This window comes from Microbacterium sp. Marseille-Q6648, from assembly GCF_943181415.1.
Lineage (GTDB): Bacteria > Actinomycetota > Actinomycetes > Actinomycetales > Microbacteriaceae > Microbacterium.
This window is the reverse complement of sequence record NZ_CALPBZ010000001.1, coordinates 536,593-560,328: the sequence shown is the minus strand read 5'-3', so window position 1 is coordinate 560,328 and position 23,736 is coordinate 536,593. Positions and strand designations below refer to the sequence as shown.

Here is a 23,736-nt window from a genome sequence, read left to right as displayed (position 1 = left end):
GCATGAGCGGTTCTCCTTGTTGTGTGTGTGGGCGGGTGGGCTCGACCAGCCGTAGCGGGTGTACCGGTGCCAGGGGGTGTTGGGGGAGGGCGGGCAGTGAGGGTGATCCAGTCGTTGTCGAACAGGCCGCGCAGGACCTGGTTGCCGGAGATGATGTCGCCGATCCTTTCCAGCGGGGCTTGGATGATCACGCTCAGGCGCAACGGTTCGTGCAGGTAGTTGTCGCCGACGGCGACGGATTGCCAGGGCAGTCCGCGGCGCAGGTCGCCGCTGTGGCCGGCGAGGACGCCGATGCCGCCGATGGCGTTGTGGATGGTTTTGGTGCCGGCGGAGAGCAGGTCGGGGTTGAGGGTGGAGAAGTAGTACTGGTGGTTGATCCACTGCGCCACGATCATCGGGGCGGTCAGGATGGTTTCCAGCCCCGTCCCGCCGGGGTCCATCTCGGCGCGGTAGGAATGCAGGAACACCCGGCGATGCAGGTTCACACTGGCGGTCATTTCCCGGGGTCCGATGATCATGGCGGCGTTGCCGGCCAGTCCCAGCTCTGGGTAGACCTCTGCCCAGTCGTGTGCGCGGGCTCTCAGCCGCGCCAGGGACTGGTGCGGGTGTGCGCCGGGGAGGCCAGTGGCTCGCTCGCGGACGAGGAGATCGGCGGCGTCACGTGCGCGCGTGCTGAACTTGGCCAGTTCGGCGGCGTGGGTGCTCGGGACCAGGTGCGGGTCCAGCACGGTGATGGTGTCGGCGACGGTGTTGTGCAGTGCGGCGACGAAGATGGTGTCCTGCGGGATTGTGATCCCGCGGGGGGCGAGCGCTGCCCGGACGGTGGGGTCGTTGAAGATCGCTGCGGCTGCTCGGGCGTTGACTGCGCCTGGGTTTCCGCCGCAGGCGCCGCAGTCCAACGCTGATTGGTAGAGGTTGTTGGTGCTGGTGGATCCGTGTCCGGTGAGGACGATGAGCGGCGCGAACTGGTGCAGTCCCATCATCGTGACCGCAGCTTCGGCCAGCGTCGCACGCTCTTCGAGGCTGAAGGCATCCGAAACGGTGACCTCGCTGGAGGAGGGCGGCGCGATGAGGGTCCGCCACGTGCGGGTGAGGGTGTGGTGCAGGCCGGGGGTGAGGGTGCGGGTGAAGGTGGCGGCGCCGTAGAACCAGCCTGCGGTTTCGGCCAGCGCGAACGGGGTCGCTGTTGCGTTCTCGGTGGTGTGCAGGGCGTGTGCGGCGGCGTCGATGAATCGGAGCCCCTGGCCGCGTCGGTGGGCGCGTTGGGGGCTCGTGGGTGATTCGGTGACGGCGTGGCGGGGACGCAACAGGGCGGGAAGCGAGTCCACCGCCCCGCGGCCCTGGTGGGACGTGAACCGGACGGGGACGCCGAAGAACCCGGCGAAGCCGAGCGTCTCCACCCCCGGTTGCGTTTCCAAGTGACGGCGTACCCCTTCGGAGCGCGGGTCGATACACATCACCACCTGCACCGCCGGCCGGTCCGGTGCGGTGCTGCTCTGGGTGATCGACTGAAGCAATGCGGCCCGATAGTGGCCGTCGTAGGCGGCTTGCCAGGTGAACGGATGATCGGTAGGGGCATGCAGGATCAGGATCCGGGCCACCATCGCCACCTCGGCACGGGTGGGCGCGGTCGCCAGGGTGGCGGAGATCTGTTCGGCGCGCTCCCACAATTCCCTCCCCGGGGCTGGGGTCTCCTCGCCTGCCGGTGTGGGGTGGGCCGCGGAGGGTGACAGGGGCAGGTCGAGGGCATGGCGGAGGGCGAGGCGGACGGCGAGATATTCGGTCAAGTCGATGTCGCTGTTGTGCTCGGACCGCCATTTCAGGTAGCTGGTCCACCCCGGAAGCGCAGCCAGCTCTGCTGTGAGGGTCTCCACGGTGGTCGTGTCTCCGACCCCGAGATGAGTGAGGGTTGCCGTCAGCGCGGGCAGAGCCCGGTCGGGGAGGGAGCGGATCCGCCGTCGTGCCAGCCTGGTCAGGTGCGGGTCGTGGACGGCCAGGGCGTGCCAGGCGCGGTAGAACCCGTGCTGCCGTCCGGGTATCGGCCACTGCGGGTCGGGGTCCACGAATGCGGCCACCCACTTTGTGATGTGCTGCTCGAGCGGATCCGCCGGCGGCGATGTCCTCGGAGTCGGCGGGCGGGTGTCGGGACGGAGCAATTCCGCGACCAGGATCTCTTCTGCCGACCAGGCCATCCCGCCGAGCTCGATGACAGGTAGCCCGGCGAGTTCCCCGATCCGCTCCCGCAGAGCGGTGATCAGGTCGGCGCGCGTGATGCGGCCTGACGCGAACTGGGCGTGGTACCGCGGGAGAGTCTGGGTGAGCGCGACTCCGGGTTCGGCGATGTTCTCGAATCGGGTGCTCTCGTGTGCAGCGAGCGGGTTGAGCGCGATGAACGATCCGATCGGCCAGCTGGCCATGACGTCGTGGGCGGCTTGGGCGACATGGGCCTGGACCAGCAGACTCATCACACGGCCTCCTTCTGACGGGCACGGGCAGGGCCGATCCGGGTGGGCGCGGAGACCGTCGATTCGGCGAGGGTCCGCGCATACAGGGCGCTGTGCATCCGGCTGGCCGTGCGCGGGGAGTTAACGAGCAGCTCCAGACCAAGCAATAGGGCGGCAGGGATCAGCAGCCACCAAGGCGATGCCGGCTGGATTGACGCAGCGGGAGTGATCAGGTGTTCGAAAATGCCGAGGAAGGCGACGTACGAGAATCCCAGGACAGTGAGTCCGATCGCCGCGGCCGTGAGAGTGGCCGCTGTCATCGAGCGGCGCAGCCCGGCTGCGACGGCAACGGCGGCGGTAAAGGCGACGAATCCGAGCAGGGCCAGGCTCGCGGGGGTTGCCTGGGGGGCGAGCATTCCCTTCGCTGCCACGAGCACCGCCACAGGCAGGGCGGTGGCGAGCAGGACCGCTGCGACCGTTCGGGAGCGGGGGGATGGTTCCGGGGCGGGCCAGGTCCGCTGCTCGGCGTGGTTGGCCACTCCGGTGCCGGCGGAAAGGAACAGGGCGGACTTGTAAAGCGCGTGGGCGATCAGGTGGAAGATGGCCGCAGCGAACGCGCCCAGCCCGACAGCCATCATCATGAAGCCCATTTGACCGGCGGTGGAGAACACCAGCCGGCCCTTCACGTCAGGTTTGACCAGCCGAACCGCCGTGGCGTACACCAGCGTCGCCGCGCCGGCTGCGAAGATGACCAGCATCGCCGCAGCCACGGGCGCGATCAGCGGGGAGAACCGGATGACCAGGATGGCGCCGGCGTTCACGACCCCGGCGTGCAGCAGCGCAGAGACGGGGGTCGGGGCCGACAGTGTCGCGGGAAGCCACCGGTGGAAGGGGATCTGGGCGGACCGGCCAAGTGCCGCGACCACCAACAGCAGAGCCACCGCGACGACGATGCCCTCCGGCAGTGTCGCTGACACCGATCCCACCTCTGCGAGGCGAATATCTCTCCCGGCGGCCAGCGTCAGGACCAACACCGCCACCACCAGGGGGGCGTCCGCGATCAGGAAGCTCAGCCCAGTCCGCCGGACCCCTTGACGGGCCTGTGGCAGCGACCCATAGGTGTGCAACAGGAAGACCAGGGAAACGCCCGCCGCGATCCAGCCGATGGTGAAGGTGACCACCGTCCCCGCACACACCATCACCACGGTGCTGCCCGTCAACGCGTTCGCCCACACTGCGAACCATCGTTGCCGTAGGTCGCCGCGCAGGTAGCGGAGCGCGAACATCTGGATCACCGCGCTCAACCACAAGACCAGCGTCAGCATCAGCACCGCCACCGCGTCGCCGGCCCAGAGGCCCCCGGACGGCGGCTGCTGCCCAGCTAGTACCGCCAGCAGCCGGGCGGCGATAGCAGCGAGGGCGCCTGTTCCCGTCGCCCATGCAGCGGCCCGCGCCACGGTCCCGGCCGATGCCGGGAGCAAGGCGGCGACCACGACACCGACCCACGGTGCCGCTATCGCGATCGTGAAGACCACACTCCCCATCAACCACACCCGCTTTCACCTGTCACTGGAAACACGAAAAACATAGCACGTATTGTGATTCGGTAAATGCGTATGCGGAAACAAGTGGGGTGGAACGGTAAGATGGGGTGATGGCGCAGTGGACCTTTCTCACCAATCACGCCCATGTTCTGCTGTGCGTGGCAGCCAACCCGCAGATTCTGTTGCGGGACGTCGCGAGCCTGGTGGGGGTGACCGAGCGTGCGGCGCAACGCATCGTCAGTGAGCTTGAGCAGGAGGGGTACCTGACCCGGGAGAGGGTCGGGCGGCGCAACACCTACCGGCTCAACCCGGACCGTCCGTTGCGGCACCCCCTGGATCGGGGCCATCACATCGGCGAACTCCTGGCCGTCTTCTCGGCGTCGGATGCATCAGAACACGCGCCCAGCGCAGCCTGATCTCAGCCGCGCGTTCGCAAGGGCTCGCCGGTAGGCGCTACGCAGGAGGAGGGGAGCGATGGCCGAGTGGACGTTCTTGACGCATCACGCGCACGTATTGCTCGCGATTGAGGGTAACCCAGACGCGACCGTCCGTGATATCGCTGCGGTGGTCGGAATCTCTACACGCTCGGCGCTCACGATCCTCAACGATCTCGAGAACGCTGGGTATCTGGAGCGGGAGAAGCGCGGACGACGCAACCACTACGTCCTGTATCAGGACCGTCCGCTGCGGCATCCCGCGAACGCCGCGCATACCGTGGACGACCTGATCCGCGCACTGCTGGACATCCACTAGACCCGCTCGTTGTCGCTCGGCTGAACGGGCACCCGGACGCGGTCAGTGCACGAGTGCCTTGAGGGCGATCAGAGCGAGTCCCATTCCTGCCGTTGCGGCGGCGGTTGCCACCTTCACCACCGTGGAGGCATTGCGTTGCCGGGCCGCCCACCATCCCAATATGGCGAGGCTGACGACACCTCCCCACAGAGAAATGTCCACGGCGACATTCATCGAGAGTCCGAGGAACACGGCTACGGTCAGACAGGCGACCGGGACGATGAGTGCCCACAGGAGTCCTGCGGAGCGCTGCAGTCCTTCGCGGACCGCTTCCCGCCAGCTCATCGCACGGTTTCCGACGATCTCGGCGTAGACGTGTGCACCCCAGAACACGAGGACGGTCCCGATGGTGCGGGCGATGAGGACCGGCAGTGTCGGGTTGTAGAGAGAGTACGCGGAAATGAGACCCGCGGTCAGCACGGTCCCGTAAACGGCCTCCGCGTTCATTGCCCGAGACACCCACGGGTAGCGTCGGAGCCCCGCATCGAGGTCGAATCCTGAACCCTTCACCCACCCACCGTATTTCGCCGCGTAGCTGACGAGCAACCGGGATTCAGCGTAGTCGCGTCAGACGGCCGTCACGGCGGCCGGAACTCGTCCATGTGCAGAGCGTGGCTCCGGACCTGTTTCGCGAGCAGACTTGACATGAAGCATGCTTCTCCTGTTTGATGGCTCGAGAAGGGGAGTAATCCTCGCTCCGCATCGTCAATACGTTCCCTCCGCGGGATCCGGTGCGCAGGGGCCCGCCAGGCCGATGAGACCTTCACGAATCTTTCGTGGAGGTCTTTGTCATGACTGTCCCTTTGTGGGCCTGGTTCGCCGTTCTGGGTGTGATCCTGGTCATGCTCGCCGTTGATCTGGTCGCGCACCGTAAGGCGCATGTGATCGGGGTGCGGGAAGCCGCGGTTTGGTCGATCGTCTGGGTGACGCTCGGTGTCGCGTTCGGTGTGCTGGTCTGGTCGCTGTGGGGGGCGGAGTACGGGCAGCAGTACTTCGCCGGCTACCTGATCGAGAAATCCCTCGCGGTGGACAACGTGTTCGTCTGGGCGATCATCTTCGCCGCGTTCGCCGTGCCCCGCGAGTACCAGCACCGGGTACTGTTCCTCGGTGTCCTGGGTGCGCTGATCTTCCGCGGCATCTTCATCGCCGCCGGTGCCGCGCTGATCGAGAACTTCTCCTGGATCCTTTACGTGTTCGCCGCGTTCCTGATCTACACCGGATGGCGGATGTTCCGCTCCCGCAACGACCACATTCACCCGGAGAAGTCCAAGATTCTGAAGGTGTTCCGCCGGTTCGTGCCGATGACCGACGCGTACCACGGGCAGAAGTTCCTTATCCGCAAGGCCGGGATCGTCGTGGCCACCCCGCTGCTAGCAGTGCTGGTGCTGGTGGAGATCACCGACATCATCTTCGCCGTCGACTCCATCCCCGCGATCTTCGCCGTCACGTCCGAACCGTTCCTGGTCTTCACTGCCAACGCGTTCGCGATCCTGGGGCTGAGGGCCATGTACTTCCTCCTCGCCGACCTCATCCACCGGTTCATCTACCTCAAGGTCGGACTCGCGTTCGTCCTGATCTGGGTCGGGATCAAGATGTTGCTTCTGGACGTGCTCTACATCCCCACCACCATCAGTCTCGCCGTGGTCGCCACCATCATCACCGTCTCGATTATCGCGAGCCTCCGCGCTACCCGCGGTCAAGGCCGCCGGGAGGTGCAGACCGAAGCTGCCGGAGCGTTCCGGCTCGCCAGCGACGAGGAGCTCGCTGCGGCCGAGCCGGTCTTCCGCCGCCGGGGCAGAGTGCGCGCAGATGGGAAGGTGAGTTCCGATGACTGACCGTGACCCCTCGGCGGCCCTGGCCCCCGATTCCCAGCCGGTGAGGAGGGGTCGCCGAGGTTCGACGGTGGCAGTGGTTGTGTTGCCGCTGCTCGCGGTGACCGGGATCCTCGTAGTCGCGTGGACTGTCGGTGTCGGTGACCGCTGCGGCGGACCTCTGCCGGGATGCGGGAGCCTGCGCAACGCCGGAGACAATCCGGTTACCTTGCGTGAGGTCACTGATCAATCAGTGACCGAAGTTGTCGTCGCGGCGGGGCAGCGGGTCTTGCTAGGCGGCAAGAGCAACGAGCTGCACGTGGGTGCTGGGCAGTGCCTCATCGTCGAGGGAGGTCCATTCTGGGACGCCCGGACAGTGATCGACCGGACTGCTGCGGCCACCGGTGTGCTGCATCCGATTGATGACTGGGGCGCGCGCGTGCAGCTACACGACGATGCCTGCCCGGATCGGAGCTGATCGTGATTACGAAAGAACACGATCTGTGCTTGCTGCGTCACGGTCAGCTCACCACCCCGATCGACCGCGTCATCGTCGAAGCGCCCGTATGGCCCAATGATCTCCGCTCGTTCGTCGGGGACTGTGATCTGTGCGTGCACATCGCCCTGCCGCGCCAAAGAGTCCGGTGGAACGGACTGTTCACCGCGGTACGGCTCCTCGCAGAGCGCACCGCCCATGTGGGAGTACACGTGCAGCCGGAGCGGGCAGGGTTCAGCCTCGACCCGGCGGTCCTGCTGCATTCTCGCGCTCGACGGCACAGCGAGATTCTCACCGCGGTGCTCGCGGATGCCGCCGCCGCGGGGGTTGAGCTGACCCCCGAGCAGGTGCGCGTCGAAGCCTACTCAGCCACACGTTCTTCCCTCCGCCTCCCACCATCCGCTGGTCGGGCCCAGGCGTGGGGAGTGATGTCCGTAGCCTGGCTCCCGCTCGCCTGACCTGCCACAGGATCGACCAACGTTCGTGAAGCAGGAGGGACGACCACCCGCCCGGAAGAGGCGCAATCACGTTCCACAGCACCCCAGCACCCACACAGAAGGAAGACGCTCATGACCATGTTTGACCGCCTCACCGGCCTGGCCCAACGGGCACTCAACAAGACCCCAGCGCCTGCGAAGACCACCGGCAGCGCACCCCGCGACTGGAAAAGCACACTGCGTGGTGCGGTGGGCCCCATCACCGGCGCCGCGCCCCCCCGCCTGCCCCGGTCAGCGGACCGGCGACACCCGTCCCGCCACCGGGACCCGAGCATCCGCTCACCCCACCTGCCGGCGCACCCGCCGGTACTGCACCCTCGAACACCGTCGGGCTGACCCCACCCCCGGCAAACGATCACGCGCCCGAGCGTGCCGCAGTGGCCCGTTACGAATACCTCCTTCATGCCGCCGAGCCTGCCCAGCTGGAGCGGATCCACGCCGCTGCGTTCCGCCGACTCACTCCCGCAGAACGAAACCAGATCCAGGCGCGACTGCGGACCGAACTCCCCCTCGCAGAGCAGCCCCGCACATCCCAACCGGCTGATCTTGCCCGCACTGCCACCCGCGCCGAGGCAGCTCGGCCGGGTGTTCTGGCAAGGATCCTCGCTCGAACCCCTCGAACAGGAAACGCCACCACCGGGCAGAAGGCCGGCGCGGCCGCCGCCGGTGCTGCCGGTGGGCTCTTGGTTGTCGTCGCCACCGGAGCGATCGGAAGTGCCCTTGCCACGCCCCTTCTTGCCGAAGCGCTCACCGCGGGCGTCGATTTCGATGCGCTTGCCGGTGCGGTCGACCTTTCCGCGCTTGCCACGGGACTGGAGGACGTCACCGCCACGGCCACCGACATTGCCGGCGGGGCGAGCGATCTAGCTGGTGGGGCGAGCGACCTCGCTGCCGGAGCCACAGACAATTTCGCGGGCTGGGGAGAGAACATCAGTGGCTTCGGGGAGCAACTCTCCAACATCGACATCCCGGGCTGGGGAAACCTCTTCGGCAGATGACTAACTACCCCGAAACGGGGCACTCGCGCCACTGAGATTGATGCCACACGGGAGCGGGCGGGTCTTTCGCGCAATCTCACGGTGACTTGGAGTCGGCATGGTCTGCCACTCTTGCTCGCAGGTTGCTAGTCGCCCTGAGCGATGTCCCACGGCTTCGCTGTGCTCGATCTCCACGTCAACTTGGCTCGTTCCTGTGGTGCCATGCTGGCTTGACCTGCATCAGCGGTGCACACTTCCAGCTCGCAGCGCAATTCGGCGCTGTGCTCAGTCTTGGACGAAGGGGGAATGATGATGGCGTTAGTTGACAACGAAGTGTACGTGAACGGCGTTCGTACAGAGAGCCCGGCGAACCTGGATGAGACCTTTGAAACGATGCGATCTCGTGGCGGGATGGCATGGATCGGGTTGTATCGGCCGAACGAGGCCGAGGTGCGCGCAGTCGCCGAGGAGTTTTCGCTGCATCCGCTCGCGGTCCAGGACGCGCTGACCTGGCATCAGCGGTCCAAACTGGAACGCTACGGTGACACCCTGTTCGTGGTTCTGCGCCCGGCCCGCTACCTCGATGCTGTGGAAAAGGTTGAGTTCGGCGAACTGCATCTGTTTGTCGGCCCGGACTTCATTGCCACTATTCGGCACGCCGAGTCCCCAAACCTGGCTCAGGTCCGTCACCGCCTGGAGAGCACGCCCGAACTGCTGTCGATGGGGCCGGAGGCGGTGCTCTACGCCATTATCGATGAAGTCGTCGATGAGTACGGACCAGTTATCGCCGGTCTGGAAAACGACATCGATGAGATTGAGAATCAGCTGTTTGCTGACGAAGACGGCGTGTCACGGCGCATCTATGAGCTCTCCCGCGAGGTGATTGACTTCCAACGCGCCTCACAGCCGCTGGTCGGCATGCTCGAGGCGCTGTTGCGCGGCTCAGAAAAGTACCAGGTTGATAGTGAACTGCAGCGCTACTTGCGGGGCGTGCTTGACCACGCCCTCCGCATCGTCGAGCGATCGGCGTCGTTCCGAACCATCCTCGAGAACGCGCTCACCGTTGACGTCACGCTGCTCGCGCAACGGCAGAACGACGAGATGCGGCGGATGACAGAACTCAACCTCGCGCAGAATGAGGAAATCAAGAAGATCTCTTCGTGGGCGGCGATCATCTTCGCCCCAACCCTGGTCGGCACCGTCTACGGGATGAACTTCGAGTACATGCCCGAACTCGGGTGGGAACTGGGCTACCCCTTCTCGCTCGTTCTGATGGTCGGTGTCGCCACCGGGCTGTACGGCGTCTTCAGGTGGAAGCGGTGGCTTTGATCGGATCATGCCGGTAGCGTTGAGTCGGCCGCAGATTGGGTATCCGCTTCGCGTAATGTCCTGGCCCAATCCTAGGAGGACCCTTGCCGGACGTCAGACCTAGGGACGCCGCGGGGGATCCGTCAGCTGCCATACGAACCGACTGGCACGATCGGTCAGTCGATCAGACCGTCCGTGAGCTTGAAACCGATCTCCGGGCGGGTTTGTCGGATGCGGAGGCGACTAACAGACTGCGGCGTTTCGGGCCGAATGAACGGGCGTGAGGAAGGAATTGGTGACAACTGATCGTTAGTGCCGGGAGGCGCTGGCGGGGAGGATGTCATCATGCCTGGTCCCTATCCCAGAGAGTTCCGCGAGGACGTTGTCGCGGTCGCTCGTAGCCGCGAGAGCGGCGTCACCATCAAGCAGATCGCCACTGACTTCGGCATCAGCGAAGCGACGTTGCAGAACTGGCTCCGTCAGGCCGACGTCGAATACGGCAACCGTCCTGGTCAGACCGCTGCAGACGCAGCGGAGGCGCGGGAGTTGAAGAAGCGGATCCGGTTGCTCGAGCAGGAGAACGAGGTCCTCAGGCGAGCGGCGGCGTATCTGTCGCAGGCGAACCTGCGCCTCGGTGGCTCCCCAAAATGACATACCCGCTCGTTGCTGAGCTCGCCGACGCGGGGATCCCCGTGTCGGTGTCGTGCCGGGTCCTTAAGCTCGCCCGCCAGCCCTACTACCGGTGGAGAGGCGACCCGATCCGGGACGCGGATGTGCTCCGCGCCTATCGGATCAATGCGCTGCACGATGCGCACCACGAGGACCCGACGTTCGGCTACCGATACCTGGCCGACGAGGCGCGCCGGGCTGGCTGGCGGATGAGTCGCCGGACGGCGTGGAAGCTGTGCTCGCAGGCCGGGATCCTCTCGTCCGCGCAACGCCGCCGGCGGGGCAAGGGCAAGAAGGCCGGCCCTCCCGTGTTCGACGACCACGTGCAACGGGTATTCCGTGCCAATGCGCCGAACAGGCTCTGGCTCACGGACATCACGGAACATTGGACGAGCGAAGGCAAGCTCTACTGCTGCGCGATCAAGGACGTGTTCTCGAACCGGATCGTCGGCTACTCGATCTCGGATCGGATGACAGCGAAGCTCGCCGTCGATGCCGTGCGCAACGCCGTCACCCGCCGCGGTGAGGTGGCCGGCTGCATCCTGCACGCGGACAGGGGCAGCCAGTTCCGGAGCAGGGCGATGGCCCGCGAGCTGCGCCGTCACGACATGGTCGGATCGATGGGGCGCGTCGGCGCGGCCGGGGACAACGCGGCGATGGAGAGCTTCTGGTCACTGTTGCAGACGAACGTCCTCAACCAGCAGCGGTGGGCGACGCGGCAGGAGCTTCGCCTCGCCATCGTCGTCTGGATCGAGCGGAAGTATCACCGCCAGCGAGCCCAGGACACCCTCGGCGGGTTGACGCCCATCGAGTTCGAAGCCAAGCTAACCGAGCCGCTCACACTCGCGGCCTAAACCGAAACTGTCACCAGTTCGTTCCTCACGCCCCTGTGAGGGCGTCGCGCGGTCGAGGGCTCGGTGCGGTCGATGGTCGTTGTAATCGACGCGGAACCGGTCCAGCTGTGTTTGGAGCTCGAGGATCGTGGTCGCGGTGGGCTGCTGGGCGAGCCAGCGTTTCTGGGTTTGATGGAACCGTTCGATCTTGCCCTGGATCTGGGGGTGACCGGGTGAGCCGTTCTTCTGCTTGACCCCGAGGGCGGGCAGGAGGTGTTCGAACGCGTTTCGTCCGCCGCCGAACCGTGCCGTGTAGACCCGGCCGTTGTCGGTCAGGGTGGATGCGGGGATCCCGTGTTCCTCGGTCGCGGCCAGGAACGTCGTCACGACATCGTCGCCGGTGACGGGGCGGTGGGCGGTGCAGGACAGCAGCAGTCGGGAGTGGTCATCAAGCCAGTTCAGGATCTCCGCGTCGGTGCCATCCGCCAGACGCCAGTGGGTGAAGTCGGACTGCCAGGTCTCGTTCGGTTGGGCAGCTTCGAACCGGACGTAGGAGGAACGCGGACGCTTGCGCGGTTCCGGGGTGATCAGCCCCGCTCGGGTCAGGATGCGGTGGATCGTCGCGTGCGACGGGACGGGAAGCCCTTCACGATCCAGATGCCAGGAGATCGTGACCGGCCCGGCATCGAACCCGTGAGCGATCAGTTCCGCGCGGAGACGGAGGACGCGTTCGACAACCTCGGGTGGCGTGGCGTGCGGGTTTGTTTTCGGTCGCCGCGACTGCGGATCGACGGCCTCGATACCGCCCTCCCGGTAACGGGCCAGGAGTCGATGCAGCTGCCTCCGCGACAACCCGTACTGCACGGCCGCTTCGGTGACGGTGAGCTGATTCGCGATGATCTTCAGGACCACGACCCGATGCTTCGACATGCATCGGACTGTGACCTATGTCGCGAGACACCAGCGACACATCACCTGTGACATATGTCGTGAACCCGGACACCCTCAGGTCCACCGCACGAAACGCCCTCGGATTCCGGGGGCGTTTCGCGGTTTCGGCCCTGTGTCCTTGACCACACGACGGTGGGCACACCAGAGTGGACGCGACGTCTGGAGGCAGCCCATGACCGCCGTGACCCCGTTCCTGTGGTTCGACCACGACGCCGAAGCGGCGATCGCGTTCTACACGTCGCTCGTTCCGGACTCGGAGGTCGTGTCGATCGGTCGCTATCCCGACGAGGTGCCGGGAATGGGCGGCGCGGTGATGCACGCGCATTTCCGGCTCGGCGGACGTGATTTCTTCGCGATGGATGCCGGTCCCCAGTTCCCGTTCACCGAGGCGGTCTCCCTGTATGTCTCGTGTGCCGACCAGTCCGAGATCGACCGCTACTGGGACGCTCTGACGGCGGACGGCGGCCAGGAGCAGCCGTGCGGCTGGCTCAAGGACCGCTGGGGTCTGTCGTGGCAGATCATCCCCGACCGACTGGTCGAACTGATCCGCGATCCCGACCCCGTTCGCGCCCATCGCGCCGTCCAGGCGATGCTCGACATGCGGCGGATCGACCTGGCCGCGCTCGAGGCCGCGGTGTCCTCTCCGTGAGGTGCGGCGCATAGGCTGGAAGGATGCCTCGCCTGAACCGTGCTTTCGCGATCGCGTCCGGCATGGCTGCCCTGTCGACGGCCCTCGCGCTGCACGCGTCGCCCGCGGCGGAAGAGGCATCCTGGCTCTCGTCGGCCGCGCCGGACGCGTCGGTCCACGTGATAGCCGCCGACGACGAGTCGACCTCGCGCACGGCCGAGGACATCGTCGCCGCCATGTCTGTCGAGCAACGGGCCGCATCGGTGGTCATGGGACACGTCGCAGGCACGGACCCCGATCGGCTGGCCGCATACATGCGCGACACCGGCATCGGCGGCTTCATCCTCATGGGAGCGAACGTGCCCGGAGATGAGGAGCGCCTTCGCGAGATCACCGCGGCGCTCACCGTCGACCAGAGCCTGCCGCCGCTGCTGGCCATCGATCAGGAGGGCGGCGACGTCACTCGGCTCCCGTGGGACGGGTTCCCGTCATCGCTGACGCTCAAATCGGCCACGCCGGACGAGGCCGAACAGGCATTCTCGGCCCGGGCGGCGCTCGTCATGCGCTCGGGCATTGGCGTCAACTTCGGCATCGTCGCCGACGTGGCGCCAGACCGAGCGTCCTTCATCCATCGCCGATCCCTCGGGACCACCCCGTCGGAGACCGCCGACCGCGTCGCCGCCGCCGTCGCGGGTGAGGCGCCCGGGGTGCTCTCCACGCTGAAGCACTTCCCGGGCCATGGTGCGGCTCCCGGGGATTCGCACGTCGGCATCCCACGGACCTCGCTGTCGCGGGATGCGTGGGAGAGAACGGACGGGCGTCCGTTCGTCGCCGGCGTCGAGGCGGGCGCGCCGCTGCTGATGTTCGGTCATCTCGCCTACACCGACGTGGATGACGCGCCGGCGTCGCTCTCCCCGGAGTGGCACCGCATCGCCCGCGAGGATCTCGGATTCGACGGCGTGGCGATCACCGACGACCTGGGGATGCTCCAGGCGTCGGGTGCCCGCTCATTGCGAGATCCCGTGCGCAACGGAGTGCGGGCCATCGCGGCGGGAAACGACATGGTGCTCACGGTCATGTTCTCGGACGCGCGCACGGCGCCGCGCATCGCCGCCGGCATCGCCGACGCCGTCGCGGACGGCTCTCTGCCCGCCGAGCGTCTCGACGACGCGGCGCAGCGGGTCATGGAACTGCGCCTGCGGATCGCGGATGCGGGAGGCGCGATGCTGCCGTGTCAGGTGTGCGAGCCGGTCGGCTGATCGGTACGGGGAAGCGGCTCGATCAACTCGGGACCGTTGTTGCGGACGTTCCCCACCGCCTTTCCCACGACATGGTCGTCGAGGGTCTCGGCCACCGCCGGAGCCGCGTCGATGGCGGCGTCCAGCACATCACGGACATTGTCGGTGGTGGGATCGAGCCAGGCGTCGGCATGGTCCGGATCCATGAACAGCGGCATCCGATCATGGATGGAGCCCAATCGCCCGATCGAGTCCCGGGTCAGGATCGTGAAGCTCAGCAGCCAGCGATCCGCGTCGTCGTCCGCCTTGGACTCATCGCGCCACCATTCGTACAGCCCCGCCAGGAACACGGGGGAGCCGTCTGCGGCATGGATGAAATGGGGGACCTTCGCATCCCCTTCCCGCTTCCATTCGTAATAGCCGGATGCCGGTACGACCGCGCGTCGCTTGGCGAGCGCTCCGCGGAACATGGGCTTGTCCTCGAGCTCCTCGGAGCGGGCGTTGAATGCCCGCGCGCCGATCGAGGGGTCCTTCGCCCAGCCGGGCACCAGCCCCCATCGCGCCGATTCCAGACGCCGGGTGGGAGGTTCCGTGTTGGCGGAGTCGAGCACGATCGCGACGCGATCGGTGGGAGCGACGTTGTAGGACGGTGCGGGGAGGTCGTCGCCCTCGACGTCGACGCGGAGAACGCCGACCAGCTCGGATCCGACTGCCGCCACGACGAAACGTCCGCACATGCCCCCAGCGTACGGCCGCCCGACGACATCGTCAGCGTTCGACGATCCCGACGTCTTCGAGCCGCTCGAGCAGGCCCGCGCCGTCGGATTCGGTGACCCACGGGACCGCCGCCGCGGAGTGGTCGTTGACCGCGGTGCGGCCACCCGCGAGGACCGCCTCGGCGGGTGAGAGCCGGCGGATGGCGACGCCTGCGACGTTTCCGGGGTGTTCGCTGGTGAAGGTCGTGTAGAGCTCGTCATCGTGCTGGCCGTCGTCGCCGATCAGCAGCCACTTCACGTCCGGGAACTCCTGGGCGAGGCGACGCAGATTGGTGGACTTGTGGATCTTGCCGCTGCGGAACCAGCGGTCGTGCGTCGGGCCCCAGTCCGTCAGCAGCATGGCGCCCGACGGGAACAGGTGGCGTCGCAGGAAGCGGATGAGCGTCGGCGCCACATTCCACACGCCGGTGGAGAGGTAGATCAGCGGCGCACCCGGATTCTCCCGCACGATGCGCTCCAGGAGCACCGCCATCCCCGGCACCGGCTGACGGGCGTGCTCGTCGACCACGAAGGAGTTCCACGCCGCGATGAGCGGTCGAGGAAGCGCCGTCACCATGACCGTGTCGTCCACGTCCGACACGATCCCGAACTTCTGATCGGGCGCGACGACGAACGTGCGGGTCTCGACGGGGTCGCCCCCCTCCACGGACATCGTGAACGTCTGCCACCCGGGCTCGAGGCTCGCCGGCAGCACCGCGTCGATGACGCCGCCCCGATCGGAGACGACCTCGTGGGTGACACCGCCGATCGTGACCTGCACCTGGGCGAACCCGATGGGGACGGCCGCGAAGCTGCGCCAGCCGCGCACGCTCGCGAACTCGCCTTTGCCCGGTCGCGGCGACGGCGGGAGGATCAGCACCCTCCCGAGGACGCGCACCCAGTCGGTGCGCGCGTAGCCGGGGAACGGCGTCACGCTCGGCGTGAGGCCGCGCGCGCGGGCCCGGCGCTCTCGCCACGAGTGGAATCGGTGCTCCAACCGGGCGAGCCACAGGACGTCGGGGCGCAGGGAGGCGTCGGAGTTCGGCATCCCCGTCAGTCTTTCACGTCGTCCTGAACCGTGTCGGCGTGGCGGTCGTCCGCGTCGATGTGCTTGCGCTCCACCCGCTCGATGACTTTCTTGCTGAGCCATATCAGCACCAGGAACGCAGCGATGATCGCGACGAAGATGTATCCCGCCGAGTGCAGGGTCTCGGAGAGCTCGCGGTAGGTGCCCGCCGCCGCGGCGGCCACCGACACGTAGAGCACGGCCCAGAGCGTGCATGCCGGCAGGGTCCACGCCAGAAAGCGCCGATAGGGGAATCCGCTCATGCCGACGGTGAGGGGCACGAGAGAGTGGAGGACGGGCAGGAACCGCGAGAGGAAGATCGCCGGCCCGCCTCGACGGCGCAGGTAGCGTTCGGATCGGACCCAGTTCGCTTCGCCTATCCGGCGCCCGAGCCGGGAGCGGCGGATGGCGGGGCCGAGGAGGCGGCCGAGCCAGAAGCCGATGCTCTCGCCGATGAGGGCGCCCAGCACCACCGATACACCGAGGAGGACCCCCTCGAGGGGTGAGGCCACCGCGGTGCCGGCGACGATGACGATGGTGTCTCCCGGCACGATGAGTCCGATCAGGACGCTCGTCTCGAGCATGATCGCGAGTCCGGCCAGCACTGTGCGCAGCACCGGGTCGACGCTCTGCACGGCATCCAGGAGCCATGTCAGGAACTCGTTCACGCCACGAGCCTAGAGCGCGATCGAGGGCCCTAGCCTGGGAAGATGACCGACTCGCTGGTCGCCGTGCCCCTGGCGAGGTGGGCCGACCCCGCCGACGTGCACGGCGGGATCTTCGCCCGGGCGTACGCGGGATTCTGGCTGGATGCCGGTCCGCGCTCCGAGGAAGGCTGGAGTTTCGTCGGCGAGGGGGCGCCCGTCGCCGCGGAAGAGGTCCGTCCCGCGCGTCTGGCATCGGAGCCGCGGACCCCTTGGCCGGCCGGTCCGTTCCGTGGGGGACGGGTGGGCTGGTTCGACTACGAGGATGCCGCCGCGAGGGCGGGCGCACCGGTCCATCGGCGGGGCGCAGAATCCGCGCTGTGGATCCGCGCCACGCGGTGGGTGGCCTTCGACCACGCCCGCCGACGTGCGTGGGCGGTGGCCCCCGCGAGCGAGGCGGCCGCCCTGGCGACCCGCGCGGCCGGTGCCCGTCGAGAAACGGACGCCCCGGCATCCGATCGCGTCGTCCGCGCGAACGCCCGGCACGGGCCCGACGAGTACGCGGCGCTCATCGAGTCCGCACGGGGGGCGATCCGCGAGGGGGACGCCTACCAGCTGTGCCTCACCACCCGCTTCGACGTTGCGGGCGGATTCGACCGCACCGCTGTCTACGCCCGCCTGCGTGCCGCTCATCCGGCGCATCACGGGGGTCTGGTGTGGTGCGCCGGGCGGGCGCTGGCCAGTGCGAGTCCGGAGCGCTTCCTGCAGGTCGCAGACGGCCGGGTGTCGACGTCCCCCATCAAGGGAACGCGGGGTCGCGGCGCCACCGCAGAGGAGGACGCCGCTCTCATCGCGGAGCTCCGGACGAGCGAGAAGGAGCGTGCGGAGAACATCATGATCGTCGACCTGATGCGCAACGATCTGTCGCGCGTGTGCACGCCGGGGTCGGTCGGCGTCGACGCGCTTCTCGAGGTCGAGAGCTATCCGGCGGTTCATCAGCTCGTGAGCACCGTGTCGGGGCGGCTCGCCCCCGGCATCACCGTCGACGATCTGCTCGATGCCGCGTTTCCCGCAGGCAGCATGACCGGCGCACCCAAGCTGTCGGCGATGACGATCCTCCACGATCTCGAGGGTGCGTCGAGGGGCGCGTTCGCCGGATGCTTCGGCTGGGTCGGCGATGACGGCACCCTCGATCTCGCGATGGTCATCAGGTCGATCGTCCTCCACGAGGACGGGGCCTACGTCGGTGCCGGCGGCGGGATCACCTGGAAGTCCGCCGCCTGGGAAGAGGTCGGGGAGGTCGCTCTCAAGGCGCGCGGACCGCTCGCCGCCCTCGGGGCGGGTCTGCCGGCCGAGTGGGCCCGCGTGGAGGTCCGGTAGCCTGGTCCCTGCGCTCCGCGTCTCCGTCATGCCCAGGATTGGTACCCGCTCCGTGAGTCAGACTTCGCCCGAAACCGCCGTGCCCGCCGAGAGCGGGCACGACACCCACGCCGTGCAGCAGAAATGGCAGGCCCGGTGGGCCGAGGCCGATCCGTTCCGTGCGGGGGGAGACGACGACACGCGCCCGCGCAAGTACGTCCTGGCGATGTTCCCGTATCCCTCGGGCGACCTGCACATGGGTCACGCGGAGAACTACCTCTACTCGGACATCGTCGCGAGGGCGTGGCGGCACCGCGGCTACAACGTGCTGAACCCGATCGGGTGGGACTCGTTCGGCCTCCCCGCCGAGAACGCCGCGATCAAGCGCGGAGCCGACCCCCGCGACTGGACGTACGCCAACATCGCGCAGCAGAAGACCGGCTTCCAGCAGTACGGCGTGTCGTTCGACTGGAGTCGTGTGCTCCACACGAGCGACCCCGAGTACTACCGCTGGAATCAGTGGCTCTTCCAGCGCATGTACGAGCGCGGTCTGGCCTACCGGAAAGAGAGTCCGGTCAACTGGTGCACCAACGACCAGACGGTGCTCGCCAATGAGCAGGTCGTCGACGGCCGCTGCGAGCGGTGCGGCGCCGAGGTGATCAAGAAGAAGCTGACGCAGTGGTACTTCAAGATCACCGACTACGCCGACCGGCTGCTGGACGACTTGAATCAGCTCGAGGGGTTCTGGCCGCAGAAGGTCATCCAGATGCAGCGCAACTGGATCGGTCGTTCGGTCGGTGCCGACATCGACTTCGAGATCGAGGGACGCGACGAGAAGATCACGGTCTTCTCCACGAGACCCGACACGCTGCACGGCGCGACCTTCTTCGTCGTGGCCCCGGACAGCGACCTCGCGGCCGAACTGGCCTCGGGCGCGTCCGCCGAGGCTCGCATGCGTTTCCAGGACTACCTCGACCGGGTGCAGCGCGAGACCGACATCGAGCGGCAGAGCACGGATCGGCCCAAGACCGGTGTGTTCCTGGAGCGGTACGCGATCAACCCCGTCAACGGCGAACGCCTGCCCATCTGGGCCGCGGACTACGTGCTGGCGGACTACGGTCATGGCGCGGTGATGGCCGTGCCCGCGCACGACCAGCGAGACCTCGACTTCGCGCGCGCGTTCGACCTGCCCGTCAAGGTGGTCGTCGACACGACAGCGCCCATCACCGGCGCCATTCCGGTCATCGAGCTCGATGCCGACGGCGAGCCGGTCGACCCGTCGCTGGCGGGCGACGGTCTGGATGACATCCACCCCGCCCGGACCGGCGTCGCGCTGACGGGCGAGGGGCGCATGATCAACTCCGCGTCGCTGGACGGTCTCTCCAAGCGCAACGCCATCGCGCGGATGATCGACCAGCTGGAGGCTTCGGGCGATGGCCGGGCGGCCAAGACCTATCGCCTGCGGGATTGGCTCATCTCGCGTCAGCGATTCTGGGGGACGCCCATCCCCATGGTGCACACCGACGACGGGCGCATCGTCCCGGTTCCGGATGACCAGCTGCCGATCCGCCTCCCCGAGGCCAAGGACCTGGATCTGACCCCGAAAGGCACCTCGCCGCTCGGCGGCGCGGCCGAGTGGGTCACGACCGTCGACCCCGAGTCCGGGAAACCCGCCCGCCGCGACCCCGACACGATGGACACCTTCGTCGACAGCTCGTGGTACTTCCTCCGCTATCTCTCACCCACCAGCACCGACGAGCCGTTCTCGACCCGCGAGGCGGACAAGTGGGGACCCGTCGACTTCTACATCGGCGGTGTCGAGCACGCGATCCTCCACCTCCTGTACGCGCGCTTCCTCACCAAGGTCCTGTTCGACATGGGACTGGTGGAGTTCACTGAGCCCTTCTCGAGCCTCATCAATCAGGGGATGGTGATCCTGGGCGGGGCGAAGATGTCCAAGAGCAAGGGCAACCTCGTGCTCTTCCAGGACGAGCTGGACGCCCACGGCGCCGATGCGCTCCGCGTCGCCCTGGCCTTCGCCGGGCCGGTGGAGGACGACAAGGACTGGAACGACGTCTCGACCACGGGGGCGCAGAAATTCCTCGCCCGCGCGCTCCGCGTCGCCCGCGACGTCACGAGCGAGCCGGACGTGGTGTGGGCCGAGGGCGACGCCTCCCTCCGCCGCGTCACCCACCGCCTGCTGGCCGACACTCCCGGGCTGGTCGAGCAGACCAAGTTCAACGTCGTCGTCGCTCGTCTCATGGAGCTCGTCAACGCGATCCGCAAAGCGATCGACACCGGCGCGGGCCCCGCAGACCCCGCCGTGCGGGAAGCCGCCGAGGTCACGGCCATGGTGCTGGACCTCGTCGCGCCCCACACCGCGGAGGAGATGTGGGAGATCCTCGGCTACGAGCCCTTCGTCGGCCTGGTGCCGTGGCGGGCCCCCGACACGACGCTGCTCGTGGAGGACTCCGTGACGGCCGTCGTGCAGATCGACGGCAAGGTACGTGCGACGCTCGACGTGTCGGCGCGCATCGACGCCGCCGAGCTGGAGGCCCTGGCCCGAGGCGATGAGCGCGTGGTGCGATCGCTCGGCGACAAGCAGATCGTCCGTGCGATCGTCCGCCCGCCCAAGGTGGTCAGTTTCAGCACCCGCTAGCTTCTCCTCCCCAAACGCTCTCGGCCGCGCGCCCGTCCACGGATACGCTCGGGCGCGCGGCCCGCCGGTGGGTGCAGGGTTGACTGCGAGGCGTGGGCAACGCTGAGGGGGAAGCGCCGGCCGACGCCCGGCGCCGCCTCGGTCTGGGCGCCGCGGTCGTGCTCGTCATTGCTGCACTGGCGGTGACGGTGGGGATCGGGCTCGTCCGCAGCGCGGCATCGCCGGTCGACGTCGTGCCGATGGAACCGGCGGAGGACTCGGCCGCGCCGAGCGAGGAGCGCTCTGCACGCGAGCTCTACGTGCACGTCTCGGGTGCCGTCGGCGCTCCGGGACTCTACGTTCTGCCGGCGGACGCGCGAGTCGTGGACGCCGTCGCCGTCGCAGGCGGCTTCACGAGCGACGCCGACCGCGCCACCGTCAACCTCGCGCGACCGCTCGCCGACGGAGAGCAGCTGCACGTCGCGGTCGAGGGCGAGGCGAGCGAGGGCGCGCAGGGCGCGGGTGCTCCTCTCGCCGGCGCGGCTGCGCCGCCCGGGACCGGCGCCGGCCTGATCGACCTGAACACCGCGGACCTGAGCGCCCTCGACACGCTGCCGCGCATCGGTCCCGCACTCGCGCAGCGGATCATCGACTGGCGGGAGGAGAACGGACGATTCACTAGCGTGGACGATCTGCTCGCGGTGCCGGGCATCGGTGACGCGGTCCTCGCCGGCCTCCGCGATCTGGTGACGGTGTGACCGCCGACCTGCAGCGCGCGCTGCGGCTCGTGCCGGTCGCCGCGGCCGCATGGCTGGCAGCCGGGATCACGATCGCCCACCCTGACACCGCGCCGACGATCGGGGCGTGCGCGTGGTGCGCCGCCCTGGTCGTCCTCGTCGCCGCAGCCGTGGTCCGCACGCGAACGACGGGACGCCGGCTCGTCGTCGCGGTCCTCGCCCTCTCGCTCGCCGCCGCGGCCGCGACCCATGTCGCTGCCGCAGAGCCCGCCCGTGCCGCCGCGCGTGAGGTGGCAGGCGGGTCCGGACGCCACGTCGAGGTCGACGCCGTCGTCTCGGGGAAGGTGGAGCCGCGCCCGGGCGGGAGGGTGGCGTTCGACGCCGTCACCGAGCGCATCCGCGCGGGTGAGCAGGTTCGTCGGACGGCCGTGGCGGTCACGGTGTGGATGGACGCCGGGGAGGCGGGTCAGCTCGACGTCGGCAGCGCCATCAGCGTCGCCGGCTCCGTCCGGGACGCCAGACCCTCCGATCGGGCGTTGTTCGTGGTCTCCGCGGCCGAAGGCGGAATCTCGCTCCGCGCTCCGCCGCCGCCGATCCTTCTCGTCGCGGCGGAGCTGCGGCGCGGGCTCGTCGGCTCGGCCGCCGGCCTCCCGGGTCCGGGAAGCGGCCTGGTGCCGGGGCTGGCCGTCGGAGACACCAGCGCGGTGAGCGACGAGCTCGATGCGGCGATGAAGGCCGCCTCCCTGTCGCATCTCACCGCCGTCTCGGGTGCGAACTGCGCGCTCGTCGTCGGGATCGTGTTCGCCCTGTGCGCCGCCCTCGGGGCCGCTCGGGCCGCGCGGGTGGGCGCGTCGGCGCTCGCGCTGGCGGGGTTCGTCGTCCTGGTGACGCCCGAGCCGAGCGTGGTGCGCGCCGCGACGATGGCGGGCATCGCCATGGCGGGACTGCTCCTGGGCCGGACGGGAGTCGGAATGGCGGTGCTGTCGCTCGCGGTGGGCCTCCTGCTGGCGGTCGACCCGTGGCTGGCATCGTCCCTCGGCTTCGCCCTCTCGGCGTGCGCGACCGCATCGCTGCTCCTGCTCGCGCGGCCGCTGGCGGCCGGACTTGCTTGCCGGATGCCGCGTCCGCTCGCACTCGCCCTCTCGGTGCCGCTGGCGGCGCAGCTGGCGTGCGGCCCCCTGCTCGTCCTGATCGAGCCGGTTGTCCCCACGTACGGGGTGGTGGCGAACCTGCTCGCGGGCCCCGCGGCGCCGGCCGCGACGATCATCGGACTGCTGGCATGCCTCGCCGGGCCGGTGCCCGTCGTCGCCGACGGCCTCACAGCTCTCGCGTGGCTCCCCGCATCCTGGATCGCAGGCACCGCTCTCACGGTGACCTCACTGCCGTTCGGCTCCATACCGTGGGTGGAAGGGCTCGCGGGAGCGGGTCTTCTCGCGGGCGTGGGCGCCGGCGTCGCCGTGGTGATCTCGCGCCCCCATGGCGGAAGGCTGCGCGGTCTCGTCGGCGCGGGACTGGCGGCGGTGACCGGAGTCGTCATCGGCGCAGCCATGCTCACGACGTGGGCCGCACCCTGGACTCTCCCGCCGGAGTGGGCGGTGCTGGCCTGCGATGTGGGCCAGGGTGACGCGCTCGTGCTCCGCAGCGCCGCCCGGGTCGCCGTCGTCGACACGGGACCCGACCCCGAGGCGCTGACCTCATGCCTCGCGCGCGCGGGTGTCCACAGTGTCGACCTGCTCGTGCTGACGCACTTCGACGCCGATCACGCGGGCGCGGCGTCCGTGCTCGCCGGCCGCGTCGGGACGGTGATCCATGGACCGGCCGACGCCGACGGCCGGCAGACGATCGCCGCGCTGGTGGCGGAGGGGGCCACGGCGGCGCCCGTACACGCCGGGATGACCGGAGTCCTCGGCGACGCGCGATGGCGGGTGCTCTGGCCGCGGGCGCACAGTCGCGCGTACGAGCCCGGCAACGACGCCAGCGTCGTCATCGAGATCGCCGGGGCCGGCATCCCGCACTCGCTCCTGCTGGGCGACCTCTCGGCCTCCCCACAGGAGGGTCTGGTGCGCGACGCCATCTGGGACCCCCCGTACGACCTGGTGAAGGTCGCCCACCACGGCAGTGCAGACCAGTACGCCGAGCTGTACCGGCAGGCCCGGCCCGCGGCCGCCGTCATCACGGTCGGTGCCGGCAACACATTCGGGCATCCCCGGGCCGAGGTGATCGATCTCCTCGGCGGGATCGGCGCGCACCTCTCGCGAACCGATCGCCACGGCATGGTGGCGGTGTGGGCGACCGATGAGGGGTTGCGCGTGTGGCGCGAGCGGGACGGTGTCGTGCCCGCTGACTAGG

General features: G+C 68.4%; 19 protein-coding genes and 3 pseudogenes. 15 read left to right on the top strand and 7 right to left on the bottom strand.

What is annotated here, in order from left to right; genetic code table 11:
* Window positions 1–116: 116 nt before the first annotated feature.
* Together NFR93_RS02650 and NFR93_RS02645 are read right to left on the bottom strand one after the other, a co-directional pair.
* Window positions 117–2,465, bottom strand: a pseudogene (locus NFR93_RS02650) (DUF2309 domain-containing protein); the annotation flags it as partial.
* A complete protein-coding gene (locus NFR93_RS02645; RefSeq protein WP_155947952.1) occupies window positions 2,465–3,979 on the bottom strand; it encodes a proton-conducting transporter transmembrane domain-containing protein in 1,515 nt (504 codons plus the stop codon). The pseudogene NFR93_RS02650 and the gene NFR93_RS02645, both read right to left, overlap by 1 nt.
* 119 nt (window positions 3,980–4,098) lie before the next feature.
* Here NFR93_RS02645 and NFR93_RS02640 point away from each other — a divergent pair, with 119 nt between their 5' ends.
* Together NFR93_RS02640 and NFR93_RS02635 are read left to right on the top strand one after the other, a co-directional pair.
* A complete protein-coding gene (locus tag NFR93_RS02640; protein ID WP_036272261.1) occupies window positions 4,099–4,404 on the top strand; it encodes a helix-turn-helix transcriptional regulator in 306 nt (101 codons plus the stop codon).
* A gap of 58 nt (window positions 4,405–4,462) precedes the next feature.
* Complete coding sequence (locus tag NFR93_RS02635; RefSeq protein ID WP_251449788.1) at window positions 4,463–4,741, top strand: helix-turn-helix transcriptional regulator; 279 nt, start codon at window positions 4,463–4,465, stop codon at window positions 4,739–4,741.
* Between the two features lie 42 nt (window positions 4,742–4,783).
* On the opposite strand, the gene NFR93_RS02630 is transcribed toward NFR93_RS02635, so the two are convergent.
* Window positions 4,784–5,290: a hypothetical protein gene (locus NFR93_RS02630; protein ID WP_155947953.1), complete on the bottom strand. Its 507-nt coding sequence runs from the start codon at window positions 5,288–5,290 to the stop codon at window positions 4,784–4,786.
* Window positions 5,291–5,571: 281 nt separating this feature from the next.
* Between NFR93_RS02630 and NFR93_RS02625 the strand changes: the two genes are divergently transcribed.
* From NFR93_RS02625 to NFR93_RS02600, 7 genes and pseudogenes are all read left to right on the top strand, one after another.
* The gene (locus NFR93_RS02625) at window positions 5,572–6,615 is read left to right on the top strand and encodes a TerC family protein (protein ID WP_251449785.1); all 1,044 of its coding nucleotides are present in this window, start codon (window positions 5,572–5,574) and stop codon (window positions 6,613–6,615) included.
* A gap of 67 nt (window positions 6,616–6,682) precedes the next feature.
* Complete coding sequence (locus NFR93_RS02620; RefSeq protein ID WP_251449784.1) at window positions 6,683–7,069, top strand: hypothetical protein; 387 nt, start codon at window positions 6,683–6,685, stop codon at window positions 7,067–7,069.
* 2 nt (window positions 7,070–7,071) lie between these two features.
* Window positions 7,072–7,545, top strand: a complete 474-nt coding sequence (locus NFR93_RS02615) for a hypothetical protein (RefSeq protein ID WP_251449782.1) — start codon at window positions 7,072–7,074, stop codon at window positions 7,543–7,545.
* Window positions 7,546–7,961: 416 nt separating this feature from the next.
* Window positions 7,962–8,582, top strand: a complete 621-nt coding sequence (locus NFR93_RS02610) for a hypothetical protein (protein WP_251449780.1) — start codon at window positions 7,962–7,964, stop codon at window positions 8,580–8,582.
* Window positions 8,583–8,873: 291 nt separating this feature from the next.
* Entirely contained in the window at window positions 8,874–9,890 is a 1,017-nt protein-coding gene (locus tag NFR93_RS02605; protein ID WP_251451442.1) for a magnesium and cobalt transport protein CorA, read from the top strand.
* Window positions 9,891–9,973: 83 nt separating this feature from the next.
* Entirely contained in the window at window positions 9,974–10,153 is a 180-nt protein-coding gene (locus NFR93_RS16035) for a cation-transporting P-type ATPase (protein ID WP_353049894.1), read from the top strand.
* A 61-nt stretch (window positions 10,154–10,214) separates the two neighbouring features.
* Window positions 10,215–11,392: pseudogene (locus tag NFR93_RS02600) on the top strand (IS3 family transposase).
* 36 nt (window positions 11,393–11,428) lie between these two features.
* On the opposite strand, the pseudogene NFR93_RS02595 reads toward NFR93_RS02600, so the two are convergent.
* Window positions 11,429–12,301 (bottom strand): annotated as a pseudogene (locus NFR93_RS02595) (IS481 family transposase); the annotation flags it as partial.
* A gap of 193 nt (window positions 12,302–12,494) precedes the next feature.
* Between NFR93_RS02595 and NFR93_RS02590 the strand changes: the two are divergent.
* Window positions 12,495–12,971 (top strand): VOC family protein, encoded by a 477-nt coding sequence (locus NFR93_RS02590; protein ID WP_251449776.1) that lies wholly within the window; start codon window positions 12,495–12,497, stop codon window positions 12,969–12,971.
* Between the two features lie 23 nt (window positions 12,972–12,994).
* Window positions 12,995–14,209 carry a glycoside hydrolase family 3 N-terminal domain-containing protein gene (locus NFR93_RS02585; RefSeq protein ID WP_251449774.1) on the top strand — a complete coding sequence of 405 codons (1,215 nt, stop codon included), beginning with the start codon at window positions 12,995–12,997 and terminating at the stop codon, window positions 14,207–14,209.
* Here the strand turns inward: NFR93_RS02585 and NFR93_RS02580 are convergent.
* The 3 genes from NFR93_RS02580 to NFR93_RS02570 are packed head-to-tail and all read right to left on the bottom strand — an operon-like array spanning window position 14,185 to window position 16,677.
* Window positions 14,185–14,925 (bottom strand): SOS response-associated peptidase, encoded by a 741-nt coding sequence (locus NFR93_RS02580; RefSeq protein WP_251449772.1) that lies wholly within the window; start codon window positions 14,923–14,925, stop codon window positions 14,185–14,187. The genes NFR93_RS02585 and NFR93_RS02580 overlap by 25 nt on opposite strands.
* A 31-nt stretch (window positions 14,926–14,956) precedes the next feature.
* The gene (locus tag NFR93_RS02575; protein ID WP_251449770.1) at window positions 14,957–15,991 is read right to left on the bottom strand and encodes an App1 family protein phosphatidate phosphatase; all 1,035 of its coding nucleotides are present in this window, start codon (window positions 15,989–15,991) and stop codon (window positions 14,957–14,959) included.
* Between the two features lie 5 nt (window positions 15,992–15,996).
* The gene (locus tag NFR93_RS02570; protein WP_251449768.1) at window positions 15,997–16,677 is read right to left on the bottom strand and encodes a DedA family protein; all 681 of its coding nucleotides are present in this window, start codon (window positions 16,675–16,677) and stop codon (window positions 15,997–15,999) included.
* A 42-nt stretch (window positions 16,678–16,719) separates the two neighbouring features.
* On the opposite strand from NFR93_RS02570, the gene NFR93_RS02565 reads away from it, so the two are divergent.
* The 4 genes from NFR93_RS02565 (at window position 16,720) to NFR93_RS02550 (ending at window position 23,735) form a co-directional block, all read left to right on the top strand.
* The gene (locus NFR93_RS02565) at window positions 16,720–18,033 is read left to right on the top strand and encodes an anthranilate synthase component I family protein (RefSeq protein ID WP_251449765.1); all 1,314 of its coding nucleotides are present in this window, start codon (window positions 16,720–16,722) and stop codon (window positions 18,031–18,033) included.
* A gap of 28 nt (window positions 18,034–18,061) precedes the next feature.
* A complete protein-coding gene (gene leuS / locus NFR93_RS02560) occupies window positions 18,062–20,671 on the top strand; it encodes a leucine--tRNA ligase (RefSeq protein ID WP_502846247.1) in 2,610 nt (869 codons plus the stop codon).
* A gap of 92 nt (window positions 20,672–20,763) precedes the next feature.
* On the top strand, window positions 20,764–21,408 hold the full coding sequence (locus tag NFR93_RS02555) for a ComEA family DNA-binding protein (RefSeq protein WP_251449763.1): 645 nt from the start codon (window positions 20,764–20,766) through the stop codon (window positions 21,406–21,408).
* A complete protein-coding gene (locus NFR93_RS02550; protein ID WP_251449761.1) occupies window positions 21,405–23,735 on the top strand; it encodes a ComEC/Rec2 family competence protein in 2,331 nt (776 codons plus the stop codon). The genes NFR93_RS02555 and NFR93_RS02550 overlap by 4 nt, the downstream gene beginning before the upstream one ends.
* The last annotated feature ends 1 nt before the right edge of the window (window position 23,736 follow it).

Bases quoted from the DNA above. Each gene is read 5' to 3' on its own strand.
- NFR93_RS02640 (WP_036272261.1), top strand. From the start codon at position 4,099: ATGGCGCAGTGGACCTTTCTCACCAATCACGCCCATGTTCTGCTGTGC.
- NFR93_RS02635 (WP_251449788.1), top strand. From the start codon at position 4,463: ATGGCCGAGTGGACGTTCTTGACGCATCACGCGCACGTATTGCTCGCG.
- NFR93_RS02625 (WP_251449785.1), top strand. From the start codon at position 5,572: ATGACTGTCCCTTTGTGGGCCTGGTTCGCCGTTCTGGGTGTGATCCTG.
- NFR93_RS02605 (WP_251451442.1), top strand. From the start codon at position 8,874: ATGGCGTTAGTTGACAACGAAGTGTACGTGAACGGCGTTCGTACAGAG.
- NFR93_RS02590 (WP_251449776.1), top strand. From the start codon at position 12,495: ATGACCGCCGTGACCCCGTTCCTGTGGTTCGACCACGACGCCGAAGCG.
- NFR93_RS02585 (WP_251449774.1), top strand. From the start codon at position 12,995: ATGCCTCGCCTGAACCGTGCTTTCGCGATCGCGTCCGGCATGGCTGCC.
- NFR93_RS02580 (WP_251449772.1), bottom strand. From the start codon at position 14,925: ATGTGCGGACGTTTCGTCGTGGCGGCAGTCGGATCCGAGCTGGTCGGC.
- NFR93_RS02575 (WP_251449770.1), bottom strand. From the start codon at position 15,991: ATGCCGAACTCCGACGCCTCCCTGCGCCCCGACGTCCTGTGGCTCGCC.
- NFR93_RS02565 (WP_251449765.1), top strand. From the start codon at position 16,720: ATGACCGACTCGCTGGTCGCCGTGCCCCTGGCGAGGTGGGCCGACCCC.
- leuS (WP_502846247.1), top strand. From the start codon at position 18,062: ATGCCCAGGATTGGTACCCGCTCCGTGAGTCAGACTTCGCCCGAAACC.